The sequence below is a fragment of the Actinoplanes sp. NPDC051537 genome, from assembly GCF_055586105.1.
In genome coordinates this window covers 1-23,001 of the sequence record NZ_JBVJIU010000013.1, presented here as the reverse complement: position 1 = coordinate 23,001, position 23,001 = coordinate 1, and the positions used below count along the sequence as shown (strand labels likewise).

Annotated in this window: 20 protein-coding genes and 1 pseudogene; 10 read left to right on the top strand and 11 right to left on the bottom strand. The window is 69.9% G+C overall.

Annotation, left to right across the window (positions count from 1 at the left end; genetic code table 11):
- Position 1 precedes the first annotated feature (1 nt).
- The 7 genes from ACZ6TB_RS29820 to ACZ6TB_RS29790 all read right to left on the bottom strand — a co-directional run bounded on the left by ACZ6TB_RS29820 (position 2) and on the right by ACZ6TB_RS29790 (position 6,356).
- The gene (locus ACZ6TB_RS29820) at positions 2-703 is read right to left on the bottom strand and encodes an iron-sulfur cluster assembly protein (protein WP_465559359.1); all 702 of its coding nucleotides are present in this window, start codon (positions 701-703) and stop codon (positions 2-4) included.
- On the bottom strand, positions 703-1,773 hold the full coding sequence (locus tag ACZ6TB_RS29815; protein ID WP_465559356.1) for an amidohydrolase family protein: 1,071 nt from the start codon (positions 1,771-1,773) through the stop codon (positions 703-705). The genes ACZ6TB_RS29820 and ACZ6TB_RS29815 overlap by 1 nt, the downstream gene beginning before the upstream one ends.
- Positions 1,774-1,776: 3 nt before the next feature.
- Entirely contained in the window at positions 1,777-2,151 is a 375-nt protein-coding gene (mimD, locus tag ACZ6TB_RS29810; RefSeq protein WP_465559353.1) for a propane 2-monooxygenase effector subunit MimD, read from the bottom strand.
- Entirely contained in the window at positions 2,148-3,317 is a 1,170-nt protein-coding gene (locus ACZ6TB_RS29805) for a ferritin family protein (protein ID WP_465559350.1), read from the bottom strand. The genes mimD and ACZ6TB_RS29805 overlap by 4 nt, the downstream gene beginning before the upstream one ends.
- A complete protein-coding gene (locus tag ACZ6TB_RS29800) occupies positions 3,317-4,360 on the bottom strand; it encodes an FAD-binding oxidoreductase (RefSeq protein WP_465559347.1) in 1,044 nt (347 codons plus the stop codon). The genes ACZ6TB_RS29805 and ACZ6TB_RS29800 overlap by 1 nt, the downstream gene beginning before the upstream one ends.
- A gap of 6 nt (positions 4,361-4,366) precedes the next feature.
- A complete protein-coding gene (locus tag ACZ6TB_RS29795; RefSeq protein WP_465559344.1) occupies positions 4,367-6,022 on the bottom strand; it encodes a ferritin family protein in 1,656 nt (551 codons plus the stop codon).
- 70 nt (positions 6,023-6,092) lie between these two features.
- The gene (locus ACZ6TB_RS29790; RefSeq protein WP_465559341.1) at positions 6,093-6,356 is read right to left on the bottom strand and encodes a hypothetical protein; all 264 of its coding nucleotides are present in this window, start codon (positions 6,354-6,356) and stop codon (positions 6,093-6,095) included.
- Between the two features lie 113 nt (positions 6,357-6,469).
- On the opposite strand from ACZ6TB_RS29790, the gene ACZ6TB_RS29785 reads away from it, so the two are divergent.
- Positions 6,470-8,281 carry a sigma-54-dependent Fis family transcriptional regulator gene (locus ACZ6TB_RS29785; protein ID WP_465559338.1) on the top strand — a complete coding sequence of 604 codons (1,812 nt, stop codon included), beginning with the start codon at positions 6,470-6,472 and terminating at the stop codon, positions 8,279-8,281.
- A gap of 63 nt (positions 8,282-8,344) precedes the next feature.
- Positions 8,345-9,376: a hypothetical protein gene (locus ACZ6TB_RS29780; protein WP_465559335.1), complete on the top strand. Its 1,032-nt coding sequence runs from the start codon at positions 8,345-8,347 to the stop codon at positions 9,374-9,376.
- Between the two features lie 35 nt (positions 9,377-9,411).
- On the opposite strand, the gene ACZ6TB_RS29775 is transcribed toward ACZ6TB_RS29780, so the two are convergent.
- The 4 genes from ACZ6TB_RS29775 to ACZ6TB_RS29760 are packed head-to-tail and all read right to left on the bottom strand — an operon-like array spanning position 9,412 to position 13,747.
- Complete coding sequence (locus ACZ6TB_RS29775) at positions 9,412-10,263, bottom strand: hypothetical protein (protein ID WP_465559332.1); 852 nt, start codon at positions 10,261-10,263, stop codon at positions 9,412-9,414.
- A gap of 27 nt (positions 10,264-10,290) precedes the next feature.
- Positions 10,291-11,709 (bottom strand): hypothetical protein, encoded by a 1,419-nt coding sequence (locus ACZ6TB_RS29770; RefSeq protein ID WP_465559330.1) that lies wholly within the window; start codon positions 11,707-11,709, stop codon positions 10,291-10,293.
- Positions 11,706-12,731: an LLM class flavin-dependent oxidoreductase gene (locus tag ACZ6TB_RS29765; RefSeq protein WP_465559327.1), complete on the bottom strand. Its 1,026-nt coding sequence runs from the start codon at positions 12,729-12,731 to the stop codon at positions 11,706-11,708. Before ACZ6TB_RS29765 ends, ACZ6TB_RS29770 begins: the two co-directional genes overlap by 4 nt.
- Entirely contained in the window at positions 12,731-13,747 is a 1,017-nt protein-coding gene (locus ACZ6TB_RS29760; RefSeq protein WP_465559324.1) for a LacI family DNA-binding transcriptional regulator, read from the bottom strand. Before ACZ6TB_RS29760 ends, ACZ6TB_RS29765 begins: the two co-directional genes overlap by 1 nt.
- A gap of 108 nt (positions 13,748-13,855) precedes the next feature.
- Between ACZ6TB_RS29760 and arfA the strand changes: the two genes are divergently transcribed.
- From arfA to ACZ6TB_RS29720, 8 genes and pseudogenes are all read left to right on the top strand, one after another.
- Positions 13,856-15,361, top strand: coding sequence for an arabinosylfuranosidase ArfA (gene arfA, locus ACZ6TB_RS29755; RefSeq protein ID WP_465559321.1), 1,506 nt, complete (start codon positions 13,856-13,858; stop codon positions 15,359-15,361).
- A 10-nt stretch (positions 15,362-15,371) separates the two neighbouring features.
- On the top strand, positions 15,372-16,697 hold the full coding sequence (locus ACZ6TB_RS29750; RefSeq protein ID WP_465559318.1) for an ABC transporter substrate-binding protein: 1,326 nt from the start codon (positions 15,372-15,374) through the stop codon (positions 16,695-16,697).
- A gap of 2 nt (positions 16,698-16,699) precedes the next feature.
- Entirely contained in the window at positions 16,700-17,635 is a 936-nt protein-coding gene (locus ACZ6TB_RS29745; protein WP_465559315.1) for a carbohydrate ABC transporter permease, read from the top strand.
- Positions 17,632-18,456, top strand: a complete 825-nt coding sequence (locus ACZ6TB_RS29740) for a carbohydrate ABC transporter permease (protein WP_465559312.1) — start codon at positions 17,632-17,634, stop codon at positions 18,454-18,456. The genes ACZ6TB_RS29745 and ACZ6TB_RS29740 overlap by 4 nt, the downstream gene beginning before the upstream one ends.
- Positions 18,457-18,460: 4 nt before the next feature.
- A complete protein-coding gene (locus ACZ6TB_RS29735) occupies positions 18,461-20,578 on the top strand; it encodes a glycoside hydrolase family 43 protein (RefSeq protein ID WP_465559309.1) in 2,118 nt (705 codons plus the stop codon).
- A 248-nt stretch (positions 20,579-20,826) separates the two neighbouring features.
- Positions 20,827-21,744 (top strand): glycoside hydrolase family 43 protein, encoded by a 918-nt coding sequence (locus tag ACZ6TB_RS29730; protein WP_465559307.1) that lies wholly within the window; start codon positions 20,827-20,829, stop codon positions 21,742-21,744.
- Between the two features lie 210 nt (positions 21,745-21,954).
- Complete coding sequence (locus ACZ6TB_RS29725; protein ID WP_465559304.1) at positions 21,955-22,365, top strand: phosphotransferase family protein; 411 nt, start codon at positions 21,955-21,957, stop codon at positions 22,363-22,365.
- 230 nt (positions 22,366-22,595) lie between these two features.
- Positions 22,596-22,814 (top strand): annotated as a pseudogene (locus ACZ6TB_RS29720) (sigma-70 family RNA polymerase sigma factor); the annotation flags it as partial.
- Positions 22,815-23,001 lie beyond the last annotated feature (187 nt).

Below are 23,001 nucleotides of genomic sequence, written 5' to 3'. Positions count from 1 at the left end.
CTTAGGGAAGGGCTTCTTCGCCCTGGCCATCCGTGTCGTAGCGGTGCCGCAGCATGCCGCGGCAGATGCCGGTGTTCGCGTCGAGGCTGGTCCGGGTGAGACGGGCCTTGCGCAGATGCAGCGGCACCGAGTCGGCGCCGATCGGGGCGCCGGTGAGCGGGTCGATGAGCAGGGGATCGGCGTCGCCGGCGGGCAGGCCGAGTTCCCGGCGGCGCCGCCGCAGCCGGTCCAGCCCGTCCGACGGGGGCAGATCACCCAGAACGGCCGCCGCGAGATCGGCCGGCGGCAGGTTCAGCGTCCGGCACACCATGTCGGTGCCGGCCAGGACGGCCTTACGCAGGAAGTCGGCGCGAAGGGAGTGGAGCTCGTCGACCGCCTCGCCCTCGAACGACCGCACGAAGCCGGCCCGTGCGGCGACCCCGTCGTTGATCGCGTCGGATGCGAAGTGATCGTCGAGGATCACCGTCACCGCATGGACGTCGTCCAGCGCGGAGACCGCGTCGTACGCGTCGGCCACCATGAGATAGGCGAAGTTGGGCGCGCAGAAGTACGTCGGGAGCCGCAGATGCACGTCGGCCGTGCCGTCCGCGTCGACCGACGCGGACGCCACGAAGCCGAGCGTGGTGATCGGCTCGTCCAGCTCGGGGTCGCGCACCTGGGCCAGAGCGGCCAGAATGCGCGACCCCACGGTGGCGGTGGTCATCATCCGAGCGAGGCCGACGGCGACCCGGGGCTGACGCCGACCGCGTCGTCCCGGGCCGCCGGAGCCCCCTCGCCCGCGCCGAGCTGGTACTCCGCCGGGACGTCAATGCCGTACAACTTGGCCGCATTGAGCCCGAGGATCTTCTTCTTGGTGGCGGTGGTGACCCGCGGGTAGTCGTCGAATTCCTCGCCCGGGTAGTCCCAGTCGACGAAGCCCTCGATCTGCCACTTGGGTTCCCAGATGCCGTAGTCGCTGCCGAAGGTCATCTTGTCCTCGCCGACCCAGAACAGCAGCTCGCCCATCACCTTCGCGAAGAAGCGGGGCCGGGCGTGCATGAGACCGCCGATGACCACGGACAGGCCGGCGTAGACGTTGGGCTCCTGCGTCGCCATGAAGCAGAAGTCCTCGATCCGTGGCAGGCCGACGTGCTCGACGATGAAGTTCAGCTCCGGGAAGTCGGTCGCCGCGTGGTCGACATCGGAGACGTCGAAGGCGTCCTTGTCCAGCGGCCAGATCGTCGGGCCCTTGTGCACGTGGATGTTCTTGATCCCGAGTTCCTGGCACTTCTCCAGGTACCGGTACGCGCCGGGGTCCTTCAGCGTCCAGCCGCGGGAGCCGTTGTTCCACTCCGCGGTGTAGAGCTTCACGCCCTTGCTGCCGTACCGGTCGACGTTCTCGGCCAGCTTCTTGAGACCGTCGTCGCCGTCGCGCGGGTCCCACCGGGTGTTCGCGATGAACTTGCCGGGGTGCTTCTCGCCCAGCGCCGCGTTGCGCTCGGTGGTGTTGAAGCCCTCCCTGTACCACTCGGTCAGGTAGGTCGGCTGGAAGATCGCGATGTCGACGTAGCCGTCCTCGAAGACGTCCTTCATGAGGTCGTCCTCGGTGTAGGCCATGAACTTCTCGATCGGCCAGTGCGTCGCCTCCGGCCCGAGACCCTGGTACGCGTGGAAGCACTCGATCCAGCCCTTGGCGTACTGCTCGGCGCCCGGCACCCAGTTGTCGGGCGCCGCGTTCCAGTAGTGCATGTGGCTGTCGACGACGAAGTACTTCTCCCCGTCCTTCTCGTACAAGGCCTACCTCCTGTCGGGCTGGAGGTCGAAACCGATGAACTCGGCCGCGTCCTCGGGGTTGGCGAACATGATCGTGCGGTCGTCCTCGTGGATCATCCGGCCGTAGTGGGTGGACATGTTCTCCTCGAACTGGGCCGCGTCGAAGTACCCGGCCTCCTCGCCGAGCGCCTCGGAGACCTCGTCGTAGACGACGTCCATCCGGCCGGTCGCGTCGACCCGGATCATCGAGGGCAGCGGCGTCACCCGTACGTTCGGCTTGTCGCTCATGACCTCGGCCACGACCACGCCGACCTGGTTGTTCATCAGCGTGAAGCCGCACATGTTGGACGCGGTGCTGTCCGACTTGAACGGGCTCTCGGCAATCTTGAACTGCGTCATCGCTCCAGCTCCTTGGGGAGTTCCAGACCCAGGTTCTCGACCAGCCCGGCGAACCGGCTCTTGACCCGGTCCAGCGCGTCCTCGAAGCGGATCGGCTTGCTGTCCGGCTGCGACCACAGCGGCTGCAGCGCGCGGGCCGCGGGAATGGTGAGCCCGACCCAGTTGGCCAGCCAGCCGTTCAGGGTCCGGTTGTTGTGCTCGGCGAACTCGCGGTCGTTGGTGAGCAGGTCGAAGATCGCCATCGTGTACCGCAGGTCCCGCTCGGAGAAGTCGAACTCCTCGGCGCCGACGATCGTCGGGGTGACGAAGTCGCCGTTGCGCGGCGCCGCCTGCATGACCAGCTGGCTGCGGAACAGCTCGCCGACCAGCGGCTGGAAGACGATGTTGGCGGCGAAGATCGCCTCGGCCCAGTCGTCGATCGCGGTCAGCCGCTCGGCCAGGTCGCGTACGCCCTGCCAGGACGGGTCCGAGCTCCACGTGTCCAGATGCGCGGCGCCGGAGAAGCTCTCGATCTCGTCGTCGAGCGTGAGCTGGTAGAGCGCCAGGTCCTGGGCGGCCCGGATCAGGTGCATGCTGTTCACCGCGATCGCGGTGTTGTGCATGTTGGTCGGCCCGCGGCGGTTGGCGTTCGCGAACAGGTAGAGGCCGAGCCCGTGGTCGATGTGCATCCACGCGCCGACGTGCTGCGACACGAACCGCACCCAGTTCGGGTTCCACTGCTCGAACGCCTTGGCCTGCTTGGCCGCGTCGATGTTCGCGTTGACCTGCCGCACGACGTTCGCGTTGTAGCGGTAGAGCGACAGCTCCCATTCCTCGTTCGGGTCGCGGAACTCGTGCCAGCCGTGCGCCGGCCACTCGTAGCCCTGCCCGCCGGAACCCGGGCCGCGGGCCGGCTCGGGCCGGTCGCTGCCCCAGGCCTTCAGCGCGGTCCAGTCCAGCGGGTAGCCGCCGCGGCCGTTGGCGAATCCGTAGAGCCAGCCCTGGCTGAGGTAGTGCCGGGGGTCCGGCTGCACCTCGACCGTGACGTCCTCGTAGTGGGTCTGCTTGCGCTTCTGCGGGACGAAGTAGTTGAACCGGCGCGAGCCCGAGTCCGGGAACTCCTTGGCACCGGCCTCGGCGTCGGTGAAGACGGGCTTGGGAACGCTACGTTCCGTCGCGGTCGTCATCAGTCCTCCCCACCTGTGGTCGTGAACTTGTCGTAATAGATGTGCTTCTCGGGCGCGCCGAGTGTCGCCAGCAGCGGCATGGCCGCCTCGACCATCGGGGGCGGACCGCAGAGGTACGCGTGTGCGCCGCGCAGGTCGGCCTCGTACCGCTTGAGCACGTCGGTGATGAAGCCGACCTCGCCCGCCCAGTCCTCGCCCTCGGCCGGCTCGGACAGGGCCGGCACGAACCGGAAGTCCGGCAGCTTCTCCCGCAACGCCTCGATCTCCTCGACGAAACAGAGATCCCTGGCCGTCCGGGCGCCGTAGTAGAAGACGGCCTTGCGCTGGATGCCGCGGTCGACCATCGAGCGCAGCAGAGCCAGGATCGGCGCCAGGCCCGCGCCGCCGCCCACGAAGATCAGGTCCTGGTCCGGGGCGTCGCGCAGGGTGAACACCCCGAACGGGCCGGTCAGATCCAGCCGGTCGCCGACCTTCAGCTTCGTGTCCAGGAACGACGAGAAGACGCCGTCCGGATAGACCTTGATGATGAACTCGAGCCGACCGCCCTCCTTGCTGGAGGTGTTGGCCATCGAGAACGAGCGCGTGATCTCCGTACCGGGAACCTTGATGTCCATGTACTGGCCCGGGAAGAAGGTCACCTCGGCCGGCTCGATCAGCTTGAGCACCAGGTGCCGGAGGTCGTGCGTGACCTTGTCGATCGCCACGACCTCCGCCACCGCGTTCACGATGGGCAGCCCCGAGCGGATCATCTCCTCGTCGAAGTTGAGCAGCTCGATCGTCACGTCCTCGTACACGTGCGCCCGGCAGAGCAGCGTGTAGCCCTCCTCCTTCTCGTAGTCGGGCAACGCGAACGTGGAGTAACGGTCGAGCTCGATGTCGTCACCGTCGAGGACGAACGACTTGCAGGCCGCGCACTGGCCCTCCTTGCACCCGTGCATGAGCATCAGCCCCTGCTCGGACGCGGAGCGCAGCACGGTCTGCTCCTCGTCGACCTCGATCTCGATGCCGACCGGCTCGAACCGGACCCGGTGCTTGTCTCCCATCGGGTGTCAGGTGTCTTCGCGGGCGAAGCGTCCGGCGGGACCACCCTTGATGTACGCGGCGTGGAACTTGGCGCGCTCCTCGTCGGTCATCTGGTTGAGCAGCACGTTCGGGCTCTGCAGCGGGCCCATCCGGCGCAGGTGGTCCAGCGTCCACATCTTCTTCGGGTCGTCCAGGTTCAGGTGCGGCTGCGCGACCATGGTGTTGCCGTCGTCGCGGACGAAGCCCATGTCCTTGACCACGTCGGCCCAGTTCCAGCCGTGGTAGAGCGTCTCCCACTCACGGGCGCCGATCAGCTGGCCCATGTTCGGGGTGTTGCGGCCCTGGAAGGTCGGCCGGAACGCCTCCGCGTCGGTCCACCGGCAGGCCTCGTGGCAGTACGTGCGCCACTGCCCGTCGACCTCGGCCATCACCATGTCCTCGCGGACCAGGCACGGGACCATGCAGGTCCAGCAGCGGTGCGGGTACTGGTAGTCCACGTCCTCGGCGACGATCGGGTGGTGCCCGTTCGGCGTCGACAGCCGGTTGTAGTTCTCCCACCACTTGCCATAGCGGTCGTACCAGCCCGGGTACTTGTACTCGAACCACTCGAAGTCCTTGTCGGTCATCGGGTCGATCCGCCAGTAGTTCGCCAGCCAGCCGGTCGCGAAGAACTGGGCCACCTCGTGCACGTACCCCTTGTTCCAGATCTGGTTCCACGCCTCCTCGATGAGGTCGTGGGGGATGACCAGGCCGTACTTCTCCAGCGGCACCAGGTAGCTGCGGTAGTAGTCGTCGTAGATCCAGCGGCGCCACATCTCGGCGTACGACTCGCGGTCCTTCCGGCGGTCCTTGGTGCCGTACTCGATGAACGTGCCGATCGCGGCGTCCACGACCCGGTGGTTGTTCCACCACGCGTAGCGCAGGTCGCGCTCGAGCAGCTGGTGGTTGCCCTCGTCGGCGAGCGCCATGAGCAGCGTCGCGTACCCGTTGCTGATGTGCCGCGACTCGTCCGACTGCACCGAGTGGAAGACGGTGGGCAGCAGGTAGTCGCCGTTCGCGGCGGCCTCGGCCGGCATCGCGACGAACAGCGTGTTGGTGAAGGCCGTCTCGGCCACGATGGTCAGATAGATGCTGGCCGCGGTGATCGCGTCGCCGGTGATGAAGCCCTCGGCGAACTGCCGGCCGATCGTGCCGCAGTAGTCGTTCTGGAAGTTGCGCAGGCTCGAGTTGAAGCCCGCCGGGTCGATGTAGTTGTTCATGTACAGGCGCTTGAGGTTCTGCTGGATCGTCGAGTGCCGTACCTCGTCGATCATCTGGATCGCCTGGCCGTTGTGCAGCTCCGGGTTCGGCACGTTGCGGAACAGCAGCGGCATCGCCCGGGCCGCCGAGATCTCCGGCAGCGGGATGATCGACAGGAACAGCTTCTGCCACTCCAGCCAGCGTTCCTGCACCTGGCGGAACATGTTGCCGCGGATCGCGCCGTCCGACGCGCCGTACACCCGGTGGTCCTTCTCCTCCTGCATCGGGAAGTACGACCGCAGCACCTGCTTGAGCGGGTCCTTCTTCTGTGCCTTGCGGAACGTGTAGTCCGTTCCGTACTGCGAGACCGGCTGGTGGTACATCGGTTCCCAGGACAGTTCCTGGATCTTCTGATGAGCCCTGGCCACGCTCTGCCGACTCATGAGTCAACTCCTCATCCTTGGCGGCGTCCCTCAGCGGAGATCAGATCCCAGCTCGTCGTGTTCTGCGGTCTCAGATTGAGTCAGGCCCGGTTTTTGCGTGCGGCTCGTCGCCGAACACGGCGGACCTGATCTCCGCGAGGTGGCGTTTGACGTTCTCGCCGACCTGACGATCACCCTCGGCGGCCGGCTCGATCCCGAGCGCGCGCAGCAGCTCGGCGGCGGGCCCGCCGGGATCCGCGCCACCGAGCGTCGGGTGCAGCCCCTGCGCGGCGAGGTGATGGAAGACCACGTTGACGACGGTCCATGGGTTGAACGATTCGGACGCCGGCTCCATCGCCTGAGTCCATCGCGGCCTCACCGGAATGGGGTCTCAACTTGAGACGGTTGCATCAGGGTCGGCGCGTACGGTGTAACCAGTTTGTAACAGCGGGCAAGGGAGCCCCACCCATGCCGCCACCCCGACCTCAACCCAGTGCTCGACCTCAACCAAGCGATGGCGACGGTCTCGCCCGAACCCGCGAGCAGTTCCTCACGGCCGAGGAAGTCGACCCTCACCAGGTACGGGACGCGATCCTGGCCTCGTGGTGGCGGTCGCGCCGATGGAACGTGGCCGCCGACCGGATCGACCTCGCCTACATGCGCGACCCGGACCTGGACACGCCGCTGACCCGCAGCGCGTTACCGGTCTTGCGCCATCTGCGCGAACACCTCGACGGGCAGCCGATCAGCATCATCCTGACCGATCAGGCCGGGCTCGTGCTGACCCGGATGGACGCCGGCCGCGACCTCGACACGCACCTCGACCGGGTCAACCTGGCGCCCGGCTTCAGCTACGCCGAGGAGTTCGTGGGCACCAACGGCATCGGCACCGCGCTCGAGGGCGGCCGGCCGATGCACGTGTTCGGCCACGAGCACTACGCCGAGCACCTGGAGGACCTGGCCTGCGCGGGCGTGCCGATCCACCACCCGATCTCCGGCAAGACGGTCGGCGCGGTCGACCTGACCTGCTGGCGCAAGGACGCCGACCCGCTGCTGCTCACGCTGGCGAAGACCACGGCGGGGCAGATCCAGCAGGCGTTGCTGGCCGACAGCGGGATCCGGGAGCTGGAGCTCCTGCAGGAATACCTGCGCACCTGTCGCCGTACGGCCGGAATCGTCTTCGCCTTGAACAACGATGTCGTGATGATGAACGACAACGCCCGGCACGCGCTCGACCCCGCCGAGCAGGAGGTGCTGCTGGCGCGGGCCGCCGAGACGCTCGCCGGGCGCAATCCGACCGCCTCGCCGACCGTCGAGCTGCCCAGTGGGGTGAAGGCCCGGATGTTCTGCCGGCCGGTGCGCGGCGAGGGCGGGCTGACCGGCGGCGTCGTGCACGTCAAACTCGCGGAACAGCGAGCGGGCGTACGGCTGGATGTCGCCCCGTCGCCCCGCATGTTCCTGCCCGGGCTCGTCGGGTCCGGCGGTCTCTGGCTGCGCGGCTGTCACCAGGTGAAATCGGTGCACGCGGCGGGCGAGTGGCTGGCGCTGGAGGGCGAGGCCGGGGTCGGCAAGCTCGCCGTGATCCGCGCGGTCCACGCGCACGACAGCCCCGGCGCGCACTTCGCCGTGCTCGACGCGGCCTCGGCCGGCCGCGGCTGGCTCGCCGACGTGCGCCGCGAGCTGCGCGAGGGCGAGGGCGCCCTGGTCATCCGGCACGCCGACCGGCTCGGCGGCAACACCCTGCAGTCGCTGGCGCAGATGCTGGAGAAGGCCCGGTCGTCAGGTGCCCCCACGCCGTGGGTGGCGGTCACGCTGAGCCAGCGCCACGACGGCAGCGAGCTGGCCGACCTGCTGCGCTTCTTCCCGAGCACGGTCGAGCTGCCGCCGCTGCGCTACCACCTCGACGACGTCCACGCGCTGGTGCCGTTCTTCCTGGCAAAGTTGGTGCCGGACGGCCGCCTGACCTGCTCGCCCGAGGCGATGCAGATGCTGAGCCGCTCGAGCTGGCCCGGCAACGTCGAGCAGCTGTGGCAGGTGCTGCGCAACATCGTCCAGCACCGCCGCTCGGGCGCGATCCGCCCCGGCGACCTGCCCCCCGAATGCCGCACGGTGAGCCGCCGCCTGCTGAGCCCCCTGGAGGCCATGGAGCGCGACGCGATAGTCCGCAGCCTGACCGACTGGGACGGCAACAAGATCAAGGCGGCCGCCGCGTTGGGCATGTCCCGAGCGACGATCTACCGCAAGATTCACGAGTACGGGATCGTGGCCCCGACCAAGTGACCCCGGCCCGCAATTCCGCCGCAATCATCGGGGCGCCCTTCGCGCGCGACTAGGCTCGGCGGCGTGCGGCGGCTGGTGCCATATCTACGTGAAGAGCTGAAGCTTCTCGTCCTCGCGTTGTGGGACGTCGGCGCGCATGCGTTCCGTTCCTGCGGCCGGGGTCTGGTCGCCTGCTTCCGGCAATGGCGCCTCATCCTTTTCCTGGCGTGTGCGATCGCGCTGGGAACGGCCACGATAAAACTGCGCTGGGTCGACGCCGGGCAGCCCGCCGTCGAGTCGAACATGCTGGACCGTGCTCAGATCGGGGTGTTCGTCAACGTCAATGACCGGGTCGTTCTCGCCCGATACCCCTCGGCGAACAGCCGTGAGCTCGGGCTCGATCCGCCGGAATACCGCTTTGCCGCGGAGATCAAGCCCGGCGCCGAGTCCTACGGACGATTTCGCCTCTATCTGGTCGACGGCGCCGACATGTGGAACCTGTCCGTGGACCGGCCTTTGACGTTCCTGTTCACCCTGCCGAGCGGCGCCCGGCTCGTCGACTGGACGAGCCGGGGAACGGTGGTTGTCCCGCCCATGGCACATCCGTGCGCCGATTGGTGGGACGGGAAAGCGCGGCGCGGCGTTTCGGCTCAGCTTCGGAGCGACGCGTTCGGGCACACCCTGGTGGCATGCGAGATTCCCGTCGTCGGCGATGTCGGGGACCTGTCCGTCGACCTTCAGTTCACGTGGCCGGACGAGCTTCGCCGCTCGGCGGGGTTCGCTCGTCGATCGAGTGCCGTTCGGGTGGCCTCCTCGGTCACCTACCCGGCGGACGATCGTCCGTCCGCGCAGGATCTGTTCGTGGCCGACAAGCTCGACGTCGACCTGCGGATCGGACCCGACGAGAAGCTGGTCGACGCGTTCCCCCAGCCGTCGGGAGGGACGCACGCCGAGAGGACGTGGACCTTCGAGGGCGGCGGCGACCTCGACTACACCGTCGAGCGGCCGCGGGCGCGCATCTGGGTGCAGCCGGCGATCGACGGGTGCCTGCTGCTCGCCGGCGCGCTGTTCGGGATCGCGCCGGCCGTCTGGCGCAGAAGGAAGTCGATCCAGTGAGCCGCGGTCCGATTTGCGACGGGCGGTTGGCCGGGTTACGCGAGGATGTTCACCGCCCGGGCGATCACCAGCGCCACGGTGGCGAGGGAGACGCAGGACTGGGTCAGCATGAGCAGCTTGGCCCAGCGCGTCATCGGCAGCGTGTCGGTCGGGCTGAACGCGGTGGCGTTGGTGAACGACAGGTACAGGTAGTCGACGAAGGTCGGCTCCCAGTCCGCGTGGATGGCGTCGGACGTGGCCATCTGGGTGAACTGGAAATCCGGGTAGCGCTTGGTGGCGCCGGCCCGGGCGGCCGGCCCGCCGCGGTCGAACTCCCAGTACCAGAGGGCGAAGACGATGACGTTGGTCAGCCACACCGCGCCGCCGATGATCAGCAGCGGGCCGGCTCGTTCGCCCTCGCGGCCGTGCACCAGGTTGAGGATCAGGCGCGCCGCCGAGTACACGTTGGCCAGCGTGGCCAGGCCGACCAGGGTCAGGCTGAGCGGGCGCACCCACGGGTGCTTGGCCGAGATCCGGCGCGGGTTGGCCACGATGAGCAGGGCCAGGATCGCGGCCTCCAGCACCGGCAGCAGCCACCGGGGCTGGATCGCCAGGCGGCCGGGCACGCTGAGCTGCAGGCCGATCGCGACCATCACGGCGATGGCGACCGGCCAGCGCGGTTCGCCGGCGGTCGGGCGCAACCAAGCGGGCGTGCAGACGTCGACGGCGTGGTCGAGGCGGCGCTGACCGGTGTGGACGGCGTCCCGCAGGTGGCCGGCCATCCGGTGCTCGACCTCGTTGAGGTGAGCGGTGAGGTGGTGGTGCAGCATGGCTTCCATCGCCTCGACGAGATGGCGGTGCTCAGCGTCAACGGTCGTCGGGGTGCGGACGGGCTTCTCGTTGTCCACGACAAGCATTGTGGCGCGGACGCGCCACTAGAAGTCGCGCCAGTCGTCGAACCACTCCTCGGCCTGCGAAGCAGGGACGCCGGCCCGGGCGGCGAGGGCGGCGAAGGCGTCGCCGGCCTGGTCGCGACGCAGGGTGTCGATGAGCCCGTGCCGCCCGTCGATGCGGTTGAGCCGGTCGACGAAGTCGCGCAGGATCGGCTCGGCGGACACGCCACGGGCGTCGAGAGACCGGACCGCCGTCGCGTAGGCCTTGCACGCGGCCGCGCCGGCGCGCGGGTCGTCGTCGGCCCAGTCGCGGAGCGGGTTGGTGAGGTTGGCGGCCAGCCAGGTGTCGTTCTTGGCGCCGGTGATCCGGACCCGGGCGGCGGTGCCCCGGTAGCGGGCCTTGATCGCGGCCGCGGCCGTACGGCGCAGGCCGTGGACGGTCAGGACGGTCAGCGCCGGCAGGTCGGGCAGCGTGCCGGCGTCGAGGCCGTACGCGTCGGTCAGCGTCAGGTGGGCCAGCCGGGGCAGCGAACCCGGCGAGGCGGCGTCGGCGAGCTCGCCGGGCGCGTCCCGCCAGGACAGCCACAGCGACTCCAGCTCGCGCAGGTGGGCGAGCGGCGCGGCGCTGATCGTCCCCCGGCCGACGACGCGAAGGTCGCGCAGCCCGTCGAGCCCGGCCGGCAACGCACCGCCGGTGATCGTGAGGCTCAGCGGGCGGCCGCCATCCAAGGCAGCGACCGCGCCGTCCATCAGGTGCAGCGAGGCCAGTCCGTCGGGCAACCGCAGCAGGTCGACATCGCCGGCGACGGACAGGCTGGTCAGGGCGGTGCCGCTGAGGTCGAGGCGGGCCGGGGCGTCGGTCCAGGTCAGGTCCTGGACGATCGGGTGGCCGGCGAGCGCCTCGACCAGCCCGCGGTCGGGGCCGGCCCAGACGAGCGACGTGCAGCGGGGTAATTGATCGAGCGCCGACCAGCGCACCGGCCCGGCCGGCGACAGAGGGGTGAGGTCGAGCCGTCCGAGCGCCGCGCCGAGCGTCACCGGGCCGGCTCCGAAGTCGACCTCGACCGGGCCGCGGGTCGCCCCCGCCCGGTACGCCTCGCGGACCGCGCCGGGCAGGTGAAGCCACCGCCGCTGGGCCGCGATCTCGGAAGGTATCCACGACCATCCCGACGAGCCCTCGGCGCCGAGCACCGTAAAAGCGGGCAGCCGACCGAGCCAGACCCAGCCGGGCGGCGGCGGCTCGTCCCCGTAGATGCGGATCTGCGCGGGCTCGCCCCGGTGGGCATGGTGATCCAGGGTCAGCGGCGGCGCCCCGGCGAGATCTCCCAGCCCGGGCCGGTCAGAAGACTCCCAGGCCAGCGCGCAGACGGTGACCACGCCCGGGCCGGCCGAGGTGACCTGACAGGCGCCGAATCCTCCCGGCACCGGCACCGCCGCGACATCGCCGGCCGCCGGCATCACCGCGGCGACCAGCCGATGGCGGGCGCGATGTGCTTGACGATCGTCTCCAAAATGCGGGCGTTGTAGGCGACCCCGAGCTGGTTCGGCACCGTGAACAGCACGGTGTCGGCCGCACGGACCGCCTCGTCCGATGCCAGCTCCGAGGCGATCTTGTCGGGCTCGCCGGCGTACGTGCGGCCGAAGCGCGACCGCACCCCCTCGAGCAGCCCGACCTGGTCCTCCTGCTCCTGATCGCCGAAGTAGACCCGGTCGATCTCCGAGGTGATCGGCAGGACGCTGCGGGACACCGACACGCGCGGCGCGCGGTCAATAAACGCCCATTCTTCGCGGAAAAGCCGTATCTGTTCGGCCTGGAGCTGGTCGAACGGCACGCCGGTGTCCTCCGACAGCAGGGTCGAGCTCTGCAGGTTCATACCCGAGGCCGCGGCCCACTGCGCGGTCTGCCGCGTCCCGGCGCCCCACCAGATCCGCGAACGAAGGCCGGGAGACTGCGGCTGAATGGCCAGTCCGCCACTGACGCCGCCGGTGCGAGCCGGATCGGTGCGGGCCACGGCCGCGCCGGAGATGGCCTCCAGAAAGATCTCGGTCTTGGACCGGGCCAGGTCGGCGGCGGACGTGCCCTCGGGCGGGACATAGCCGAAGGCGTACGCCCCGTTCAGCGCCGTCTCCGGCGAGCCCCGGCTGACACCCAGTTGCAGCCGCCCGCCGCTGATCAGGTCGGTGGCCGCCGCCTCCTCGGCCATGTACAGCGGGTTCTCGTAGCGCATGTCGATCACGCCGGTGCCGATCTCGATGCGGCGGGTGCGGGCCGCGATCGCCGCGAGCAGCGGGAACGGCGAGGCCAGCTGGCGCTCGAAGTGGTGCACCCGGACGAACGCGCCGTCGACGCCCAGCTCCTCTGCCGCCTCGGCCAGCTCGATGGTCTGCAGCAGCGACTCGGCGGCGGTACGCGTCTGCGAGCCGGCCGCGTTGCGCCAGTGCCCGAACGAGAGGAAGCCGATCTTCTTCGGTGAGGAAGGCATCAGGCCAGCGTATCGCCACTGCTCTGCCGCACGACCAGCTGGAACGGCGCGAACGCCTCCTGCGGCGAGGTCGTCGGTCCCTCGGTGATGCGGCGCTCGAGCATGGCCAGGGCGAGGCGGGCGATCTCCGCCTTCTCGGGGCGGATCGTGCTCAGCGTCGGCGTGTGGAACTCGCCCTCCTCGATGCCGTCGAAGCCGATCACCGCGACGTCGCCGGGCACCGACCGGCCCCGCTCGTGCAGGGCCCGCAGGGCGCCGATCGCGAGCAGGTCGTTGAAGCAGAACACCGCGTCCGGCGGGTGCGGCAGGTCGAGCAGCAGGTTCATCGCCGCGTAGCCGTCGGCCCGGTGGTAGCTCTTGGCCGGCACGACCAGCGACGCGTCGTACCGGATCTTCGCGGCGCGCAGGGACGCCCGGTAGCCGCGCAGGCGCAGCGCCGCGGTGCCGCCGGAGACGTGCGGCTGACTGCCGATCGCGCCGATCCGGGTGCGGCCGCGGGAGACCAGGTGGTCGGTCGCGGCCTGGGCGCCGGCCACGTTGTCGATGGTCACGTGGTCGACCGGGGCGTGCGCGAGCCGCTCGCCGAGCAGCACCAGCGGGGTGCGGTCGCGGCGCTGGTCGACCTCTTTCGCGGTGAGCGCGAGCGGGCTGACGATCAGGCCGTCGACCAGATGCGACTTGATGCCGTCGAGCACCACGCGCTCGTTGTCCTTGGCGCCCTGCGTCTCGTCGATCAGCAGCGTCCAGCCGTGGCCCTTGGCCTGCTGCACGAACTGGGCGGCCAGCTCGGCGAAGTAGGGCGCCGCGATCTCGGGCACGGCGAGCGCGACCACACCGGTACGCCCGCCGCGCAGCAACCGGGCCGAGAGGTTGGGCCGGTAGTCCAGCTCGTCGAGCGCGGCCCGCACCTTGGCGCGGGTGGCCGCCGAGACGAACGGAAAGTCGTTGATCACGTTGGACACGGTCTTGACCGAGACACCGGCGCGCAGCGCGACGTCCTTGATGCTGGCGCTCACCGGCGGCCCCCTAACGATCTGCCCAGGATATTAAACCGCGTTGCGCGCTCTTTACAACGTAGTAAACAACGTTGTAAAACGAAGAGCATCGACGACCTGGGAGGTCAGTTGAACGTCGCCCGCCTCACCCTCGATCCGGCGTTCCGGATCGGATCCATCGATCGCCGGCTGTTCGGCTCGTTCGTCGAGCACATGGGACGGTGCGTCTACACGGGCATCTTCGAGCCCGGGCACCCGCGCGCCGACGACCTCGGGCTGCGGCAGGACGTGCTCGAGCTGGCCCGCGAGCTGGGCGTGACGCTGGTGCGGTACCCGGGCGGCAACTTCGTCTCCAACTACCGGTGGGAGGACGGCGTCGGCCCGCGGGAGTCCCGGCCGACCCGGCTCGACCTGGCCTGGCGCTCGATCGAGAGCAACCAGTTCGGGCTGGGGGAGTACATGGCCTGGGTCCGCCGGCTGGGCGCGGAGCCGATGATGGCCGTCAACCTCGGCACGCGTGGCCTGCCCGAGGCGGTCGACCTGCTGGAGTACTGCAACTATCCCGGCGGCACCGAGATGTCGGACCGGCGGATCAAGAACGGCGACCTGCAGCCGTACGGGATAAAGCTGTGGTGCCTCGGGAACGAGATGGACGGGCCCTGGCAGATAGGCCACCAGACCGCCCTCGAATACGGGCGCAAGGCCGCCGAGACCGCCCGGGCCATGCGCCGCCTCGACCCGGCGATCGAGCTGGTCGCCTGCGGCAGCTCCAACCAGCAGATGCCGACGTTCGGCGCCTGGGAGGCGACCGTCCTCGACCAGTGCTACGACCAGGTCGACTACCTCTCGATGCACGCGTACTACCAGGAGCACGACGGCGACACCGACAGCTTCCTGGCCTCGGCCGTCGACATGGACGCGTTCATCGAGGACATCGTCGCCACCGCCGACCACGTCCGCGCGAAGAGCCGCCGCAAGAAGAAACTGCGGATCTCGTTCGACGAATGGAACGTCTGGTACGCGGACCGTTTCCCGGGCGAGGCCGCCCTCGAGTGGCAGCAGGCGCCCCGGCTCATCGAGGACGAGTACGACGTGATCGACGCGCTGGTCGTCGGCACCTACCTGATCTCGCTGATCGGGCACGCCGACCGGGTCGCGATCGGCGCCCAGGCCCAGCTCGCCAACATCATCGCCCCGATCCGCACCGAGCCCGGCGGCCCGGCCTGGCGGCAGACGATCTTCCACCCGTTCGCGCAGGCCGCCCGGTTCGCGCGGGGCGACGCGCTGCGGGTCGAGCCGGTCGCGCCGTCGATCGAGACGAAGAAGTACGGCGCGGTCCCGGCCCTGACGGCGGCGGCCAGCTACGACGCCTCGTCGGGAAGCGCCGCCCTGTTCGCCGTCAACCGCGACCGCCACAACCCGCTCGAGCTGACCGTCGACCTGCGAGCCATGCCGGGCGCCACCCTGCGCGCCCAGCACGTGCTGAACGACGACGACCAGCGCGCCACCAACACCCAGCAGAACCCCGACCGGATCGTGCCGCGCGTGATCGCCGGCCCGCAACAGACCGGACAGATCGCGGTATCTCTCCCCGCCGCGTCCTGGAACGTTCTCGAAATCGCCGTCCCCGAATAAAGGAGTCCCGATGACCAATTCCTTCTCTCGCCGCCGATTCCTCGCCCTCACCGGGGGCGCGGGTTCCGCGCTCGCCCTCGCCGCCTGCGGTGGCACCTCCAAGGCGCCGACCGCCGCGCCGGCCGGCGGCAACGGCGGCGCCAGCTACAGCGGCCCGAGCGTGACGATCAGCTTCTGGAACGGCTGGACCGGCAGCGACGGCCAGACCGCGCAGACCATGGTCGACCAGTTCAACAAGGACAACCCGAACGTCCAGGTGAAGATGAACGTCTTCCAGTGGGCGGACTTCTTCACCAAGCTGCCCGCGGCCGTGCAGAGCGGCAACGGCCCGGACGTCGGCGCGATGCACATCGACGACATCCCGACCCAGGCGGCGCAGCAGGTGATCGTGCCGATCGACGACGTCGCGACGGCGCTCGGGCTCAAGGAGTCCGACTACGCGCCCGCGGTCTGGAACGGCGGCGTCTACCAGCAGAAGCGGTACGGCATCCCGATCGACGTGCACAACCTCGGCCTCTACTACAACAAGACCGTCATGGAGAAGGCCGGCCTCGACCCGTCGAAGCCGCCGACCACCAAGGACGAATACATGAGCCAGCTCGACACCTTGAAGAGCAAGGGCATCCAGGGCTCGTGGGTCTCGCCGTTCCAGTTCACCGGCGGCTTCCAGTTCGAGTCGCTGCTCTGGCAGTTCGGCGGCGACGTGTTCAGCGCCGACAACAGCAGCGCCACCTGGAACTCCGACGCCGGCGTGCAGGCGCTGACCTGGATGGTCGACCTGGTCAAGAACGGCTACAGCCCGAAGAACGTCGGGCAGGACGCCGACTACCTGGCGCTGAAGAACGGCAGGAACGTCTTCAACTGGCAGGGCATCTGGCAGGTCAACGACGTGGCCACGCTCAAGACGTACGAGATCGGCACCGCGCCCCTCCCGAAGATCGGCTCGACCGGCGGTGTCTGGGGCAACAGTCACCAGTTCGTCCTGCCCCGCAAGAAAGACAACGACGCCAACAAGGCCAACGCCAGCCGGTTCTTCATCAACTGGTTCACCCAGCACTCGGCCGACTGGGCCAAGAGCGCCAAGGTGCCGGCCCGCAACGACCAGGCGGCGGGCGCCGACTTCAAGGCGCTCACCAGCCTCCAGTCGTTCGCGGCGGACGTGCAGTACACCCACTTCCCGCCGTCGGTCGCGGGCATCGGCGACGCGCTCGCCCTGCTCTACACCGGCGTGCAGAGCGCGGTGCTGATGAAGCAGGACCCGGCGGCGGCGCTGAACGACGCGGCGACCAAGGCGAGCAAGGTCCTGGCCGACAACAAGAAGAAGTACGGGGCCTGATCATGGCCGTCGAGGCTCCGGCCGTCGCCCGGCCGGCCGCACCACCGGGCGCGAAGAAGGGCGAGATTCCGCGGCACGGGCGGCTCACGCCGTACCTCTTCCTGTTGCCGTTCTTCGTCTTGTTCGTGGGTTTCGTGCTCATCCCGGCGATCTTCGGCGCCTGGGTGAGCCTGCACGACTACAACTACCTGCTGCCCGGCAAGCCCTGGGTCGGGCTCCAGAACTACATCGACCTGTTCACGCCGGGCAGCCGGGACAGCGGTGACTTCTGGAAGAGCATGCTGGCCACCGGCATCTTCACGGTGCTCAGCGTGCCCTTCCTGATCGTCTGCCCGCTCGGGGTGGCGCTGCTGCTCAACCGGGCCTTCCGCGGCCGCGCCTTCTTCCGGGCGGTGTTCTTCGCCCCGTACGTGCTGGGCGTGGCCGTGGTCGGGCTGCTGTTCCGCTTCCTGCTGGACCCCAACATCGGCCTGGTCAACGACTATCTCGGCCGGGCCATCCCGTGGACCACCGACGTGCCGTGGGCCTGGGTGTCGCTGGTCGGCATGACCGTGTGGTGGACGCTCGGCTTCAACGCCGTCATCTACCTGGCCGGTCTCCAGGACATCTCGCCCGAGCTCTACGAGGCGGCCCGGGTCGACGGGGCGTCGCCCTGGGACGAGTTCCGCAACGTGACGCTGCCCGGGCTGCGGCCGGTGCTGGCCTTCGTCACGACCGTGACGATCCTGGCCTCGGCCAACATGTTCGGCCAGTCGTTCCTGCTCACCAAGGGCGCGCCGGCCGACGAGACCCGCACGGCGATCATGTACATCGCCCAGACCGGCCTGGCCAACAACCGGCAGGGCATGGCCGCGGCGATGAGCTACATCCTGGCCATCGTGCTCATGGCGATCAGCGTGCTGAACATCCGCCTGTTGCAGCGGAGGGACGCCGCATGACCGTACGCCGGATTCCGTTCTGGATCACGCTGGGCATCCTCACGGTGATCTTCGTGGCGCCGCTGCTGTGGATGCTCTCCACGTCGTTCAAGACCAACAACGACGCCACCGCGCTCCCGCTCTCCTGGCTGCCGCGGCCGTTCACCACCGACGCCTACTCCACGGTGCTGACCACGAACTCGGCCACGCCGGTGCTGCGCTGGTTCCTGAACAGCCTGATCGCGGCGGCCGCCAACGCGGTGCTGATCGTGGCCGTCGACGCCATGGCCGCGTACGCGCTGGCGAGGTTGCGTTTCCGCGGCCGCAAGGTGGTCTTCGCGACCGTGGTCGGCACCCTGTTCGTGCCGCCGTTCGTCTTCCTCATCCCCAACTTCCTGATCGTCAGCCAACTGGGCTGGCTCGACTCGCTGTGGGCGATCATCATCCCGTCGGCGGGCGGCGCGTTCGGCGTTTTCTTCCTGCGCCAGTTCTTCAGCGCGCTGCCGGTCGACCTCGAGGAGGCCGCGCTGCTCGAGGGCGCCAACCAATGGCAGATCTTCACCCGGATCGTGCTGCCGCTGGCCCGTCCCGCGCTGGCCACGCTCACCGTTCTGTCGTTCCTGACCAACTGGAACGACTTCCTCTGGCCGGTGTACGTGCTCTACAGCGCCGAGCGGCAGACGCTGCCGGCCGGCCTGTCGACGCTGCAGAACACCGCGACCACCAACTATCCGATCGCGATGGCGGGGGCGGTGGTGGCCTCCGTGCCGGTGCTGATCCTGTTCATCGCGGCCCAGCGCCACGTCATCCAGAGCGTCACGCACAGCGGCATCAAGGGGTGATCCCGTGTTCCGTGCCCTGCTCCTCGTCCTCGGCATGCTCGTCAATCCGGTGTCCCAGTCGTTCGCCGACACCTTCGCCGACCCGACCGTCATCCGCGGCCAGGACGGTTACTGGTACGCCTACGCGACCAGCGATCCCCTGCGCTCGGGTTCGGGGATCGCGCACCACATTCCGATCTCACGATCAACAGACCTGACCCATTGGACGTACGTCGGGGACGCCCTCACCGGTCCGGCTGCTCCCTATGTCGCGCCCGGCGCGTCGTACTGGGCGCCGGACGTGCGCTTCCTCGACGGCCGCTACGTCATGTACTACGCCGTCACCGACACCACGGTCTCGCCCGACGGGTCCGACTTCGCCATCGGGGTGGCGACGTCCTCTTCGCCGGCCGGGCCGTGGACCCAGCAGGCCGCGCCCGTGGTCGCGCCCCGGCCCGGCGGCGGGGGCGGGTATCTGAGCACGATCGACCCGGCCGAGCTCACCGCTGCGGACGGCACTCGCTATCTCTACTTCGGCAGCTACTACGGCGGGATCTCGGTGGTGCGGCTGGCCGCCGACGGTCTCAGCGCCGTGGGCGCGCCGACGATGGTGGCGATCGACAACAAGTACGAGGGCGCGTACGTCGTCCGGCACGACGGTTATTACTACCTGTTCGCGTCGTCGGCCAACTGCTGCGCGGGACCGGCCACCGGGTATGCGGTGTCGGTCGGGCGCTCGTTGTCGCCGTTGGGGCCGTTCGTCGACGCGCACGGGGTCTCGCTGATGGCCTCGCAGGTCGGCGGCACGCCCGTGGTCACCCAGAACGGCAACCGCTGGATCGGGACGGGCCACAACGGGATGGTCACCGACCGGTCGGGGCAGGACTACCTCGTCTACCACGCGATCGACCGCGATGCGCCCTATCTGGACGCGCCGTACGGCGTGAACCGGCGGCCGATGCTGCTCGACCGGCTGGACTGGATCGGCGGGTGGCCGGTCGTGCGGGCCGGGGCGGGGCCTTCGGACACGCCGCAGCCGGCGCCGGTCGGTGCCGGCGCGGAGACCTTCGACCGGCCCGTCCGGTGGCTGCCCGGTTCCTGGCGGGTCGCCGACGGGCACGCCACCGGGAACGGAACCGTGTTCCGGTCCGCGCCGGCCGGGGCCCTGCGGGTCGAGGCCGATCTGCGGGTGCCGGCCGGGTCGTCGCTCGGACTGATCGCGGGGACCGCCCGGGTCTCTGTCGATCGCGCCGCCGGAAAGCTGGTCGCTTCCGCCTTTGCTTCCACCTCCTCGGCGCCGCTGCCGTCCGGAGTCGACTGGGGAGCGTGGCACAGCCTGGCCGTCTCGGTGCGCGGTCGTCACCTCGTCGCCGAGTTGGGGGAGGCCCGGCAGAGCGGCCCGATCGTGTCGGTGACGCTTTCGCTGCCGGCGGCCGGCGTTCCGGTCGCGGGCTTCACCGGGCGCGGCGACGTCGACGAGTTCAGCGTGCAGAGTCTCTACCGGCCGGTCACGCACCTCGTGCCGGCGCCGGCCGTCGGGCGGGTGGCGTGGTCGGACTCCTTCGACGGCGGCACGCTGGGCGCCGGGTGGACGTGGGTGCGGCCCGATCCGGCGGTCACCGTGGGCGGCGGCTCGCTGAACTGGCCGGTGGAGAACGCCGATCTGACCGGGACCGGGAACAACGCCTCGGTTCTGGTGCGGGACGCGCCGGCGGGGGACTGGACGGCCGAGACCAAACTGACGCTCGACCTCGGTTCCGGCGAGGTGCGCAACTATCAGCAGGCGGGGCTCATCGCCTACGCCGGGGACGACGATTTCGCGCGGCTCGATGTGGTGTCGATCTGGAACACCAGGCAGATCGAGTACGGGCGGGAGCTGCCCTACGCGGGGGCGCTGGCTTATGGCGGCGTCACCGTCGGGACGCCCGGTGTCACCACCTGGCTGCGGCTCGTGCACCGGGTCGGGCCCGGCGGTTCGCACCTGTTCCGATCGTCGAGCTCTACCGACGGGCGTACCTGGACGCTCGGTGGAGTGTGGACATTCCCGGCCGGCGCTCAGCCTCGGATCGGGTTGGATTCGCACGGTGGCGCTGTGCCGCCGACCGTTGCGCAATTCGACTATTTCCGGATTTATACGCCGTGAGGCGTGCCGTCGTGGGGGGGGTGGGGGGGGGGGGGGGGGAGGTCTTCCGCGGCGCCCCCCCCCCGGTGTGGGACACCCCCCCCACCCCCCCCCACCCCCCGTGCACACCAAACCCCTCCCCCCCCCCCCCCCACCACCCTCCCCCCCCCCCCCCTCCCCCCCCTCCCACCCCCCCCCCTTTCCCCTTTCTCCCCCCCCCCCCCCCCCCCCCCCCCCCCCCCGCCCCTCCGTCGTTGGGAGCCGCGCCCGTGACCTTCACCAATCCGGTGTACGACCAGAACTTTCCCGATCCGGGCGTGCTCAGCGTCGACGGCACCTGGTACGCCTACGGCACCAACAACGCCGTCGACAACGTGCCGCTGCTGACCTCGACCGACCTCGTGCAATGGACCGCGGCCGGGGACGTGCTGCCGCAGATCGGTTCCTGGGCCTCGTACGGCAACACCTGGGCGCCCGAGGTGATCCGCACCGACGCCGGCAAGTACGTCCTCTACTACACCGCCCGCTGGAACAAGGCCGACCGCCAGTGCATCGGCGCGGCCGTCGCCGACTCGCCCGCGGGCCCGTTCCGCGACCCGTCCCCGGCGCCGCTGATCTGCCAGGACGACGAGGGCGGCTCGATCGACGCGAGCCCGTTCCGCGACACCGACGGCACGCTGTACCTGCACTGGAAGAACGACGGCAACCACATCGGCGTGCCGTCCCACCTCTACGCCCAGCGGCTGGCGCCGGACGGCCTCGCGCTGACCGGTGATCGCGTACGCCTGCTCACCAACGACAAGCCCTGGCAGGGCGCCGTGATCGAGGCCCCCGAGATGCTCCGCCACGACGGCAAGCTGTACTTGTTCTACTCCGGCGGCGCCTTCGACTCGGACGGCTACGCCGTCGGCTACGCCACCTGCGACACCCCGATGGGCCCGTGCCACGACGCCCCCGAGAACCCGATCCTGCGCTCGACCCCGGCCGCGGCCGGCCCCGGCCACTGCTACCCCGTGACCACCCCCGACGGCACCACGTGGCTGCTCTACCACGCGTGGCCGCCGGACGCGATCGGCAGCGTCGCCCCCGGCCGCCAGATGTGGCTGGACCGCCTCGACTGGGTCGACGGAAAGCCGGTCGTCCACGGCCCGACCGCCGTCCCGCAGCCGATGCCCGTGATTTCCTAGCCGCATGCTCCCCGACGGCACCCCGGCGTCGGTCGCCCAGGCGATCGGCGCCGTCGCGCCGTCCTTGGCGGCCCTGCCCCTGGCGATGCGTCCGCCGACCGCCGCCCGCGACGATCCGATGTGGTGGTCGTCCACCGCCGTCCTCGGCGACGCCTACATCGCCAAGTTCGCGTGGTCGCCGCCCTGCACCATCCTTCGACCCGAGCCCGGGTGGAAGCCGTCACCGGCCCGCTCCCGGACGTCGCCGACGGCTCCCAGCATCCGGTCCTGCGCTCTCGCCTGCCCGCCCACGCGGCCCGATACGCCTGGATCGACAAGACGCTCGCCGAGCCGCGCCCGCCGGTCCTGGTCCACGCCGACTTCCACGGCGACAACCAGGTCTGGTCCGGCGGCCGCCTGAAGCTCGTCGTCGATTTCGAAACGGTCGCGCTGGCCGAGCCCGAGTACGACCTGCGGGCGCTGTACGGGATGCCGTTCTTCGCCGACCTTGTGCGCCGTTACGAGTTCCTGACCGGCCGCCGCATCGACACCGAGCGCGTGCGGGCCTGGCACGAACGCACCGCGCTGCACGACGCCCTCTGGCGCGAGGAGATTGTGGACGGCCGCGAGAAATTGTCGTAGGTGGGCCGGGTGGTCGGGATCAACCCGCGGACCGGTAAACGGTGGCGCAACGGGCCGCACCTCGCCGAATGCTTCTCGCGCCAGCCAGCTGACCAGCCATGTGGCAACGACCCCCAGAATCGGTAAGGGCGGGGCGAGCGACCCCTCCGGTGTAAACAAGGGCAAGAAAGCCAACCCAAGCCGGTGATTCCCCCGGCCAAAGCGGATCCCCACAACAGGGAGGTGCCCGCATGACGGAGTTCGCAGACGCGGCCGGCCCGCTGCGGCGGGAAATTCTCGCGCACTGCTACCGGATGCTCGGCTCCGCGGCCGACGCCGAGGACGCCACGCAGGAGGCCTATCTGCGCGCCTGGCGGGGCTTCGAGCGGTTCGAGGGGCGGTCCTCGATGCGGACCTGGCTGCATCAGATCGCCACCAACGTCTGTCTCCGGGCGATCGAGCAGCGGGGGGGGGGGGGGGGGGGGGGGGGGGGGGGGGGGGGGGGGGGGGGGGGGGGAGGGAGGGGGGGGGGGGGGGGGGGGGGGGGGGGTGGGTGGGGGGGGGGGGGGGGGGTGGGGGGGGGGGGGGGGGGTGGGGCGGAGGACGATTTACGGGGGGAGGCTTACCGTTCGATCGGTCCAGCGCGTACCGTCCGGC

Excerpts from the sequence above, each read along its gene's own strand:
- ACZ6TB_RS29790 (WP_465559341.1), bottom strand. The coding sequence starts at position 6,356 with ATGGAGCCGGCGTCCGAATCGTTCAACCCATGGACCGTCGTCAACGTG.
- ACZ6TB_RS29800 (WP_465559347.1), bottom strand. The coding sequence starts at position 4,360 with ATGGGAGACAAGCACCGGGTCCGGTTCGAGCCGGTCGGCATCGAGATC.
- ACZ6TB_RS29795 (WP_465559344.1), bottom strand. The coding sequence starts at position 6,022 with ATGAGTCGGCAGAGCGTGGCCAGGGCTCATCAGAAGATCCAGGAACTG.
- mimD (WP_465559353.1), bottom strand. The coding sequence starts at position 2,151 with ATGACGCAGTTCAAGATTGCCGAGAGCCCGTTCAAGTCGGACAGCACC.
- ACZ6TB_RS29745 (WP_465559315.1), top strand. The coding sequence starts at position 16,700 with ATGGCCGTCGAGGCTCCGGCCGTCGCCCGGCCGGCCGCACCACCGGGC.
- ACZ6TB_RS29740 (WP_465559312.1), top strand. The coding sequence starts at position 17,632 with ATGACCGTACGCCGGATTCCGTTCTGGATCACGCTGGGCATCCTCACG.
- ACZ6TB_RS29765 (WP_465559327.1), bottom strand. The coding sequence starts at position 12,731 with ATGCCTTCCTCACCGAAGAAGATCGGCTTCCTCTCGTTCGGGCACTGG.
- ACZ6TB_RS29820 (WP_465559359.1), bottom strand. The coding sequence starts at position 703 with ATGACCACCGCCACCGTGGGGTCGCGCATTCTGGCCGCTCTGGCCCAG.
- ACZ6TB_RS29805 (WP_465559350.1), bottom strand. The coding sequence starts at position 3,317 with ATGACGACCGCGACGGAACGTAGCGTTCCCAAGCCCGTCTTCACCGAC.
- ACZ6TB_RS29750 (WP_465559318.1), top strand. The coding sequence starts at position 15,372 with ATGACCAATTCCTTCTCTCGCCGCCGATTCCTCGCCCTCACCGGGGGC.
- ACZ6TB_RS29785 (WP_465559338.1), top strand. The coding sequence starts at position 6,470 with ATGCCGCCACCCCGACCTCAACCCAGTGCTCGACCTCAACCAAGCGAT.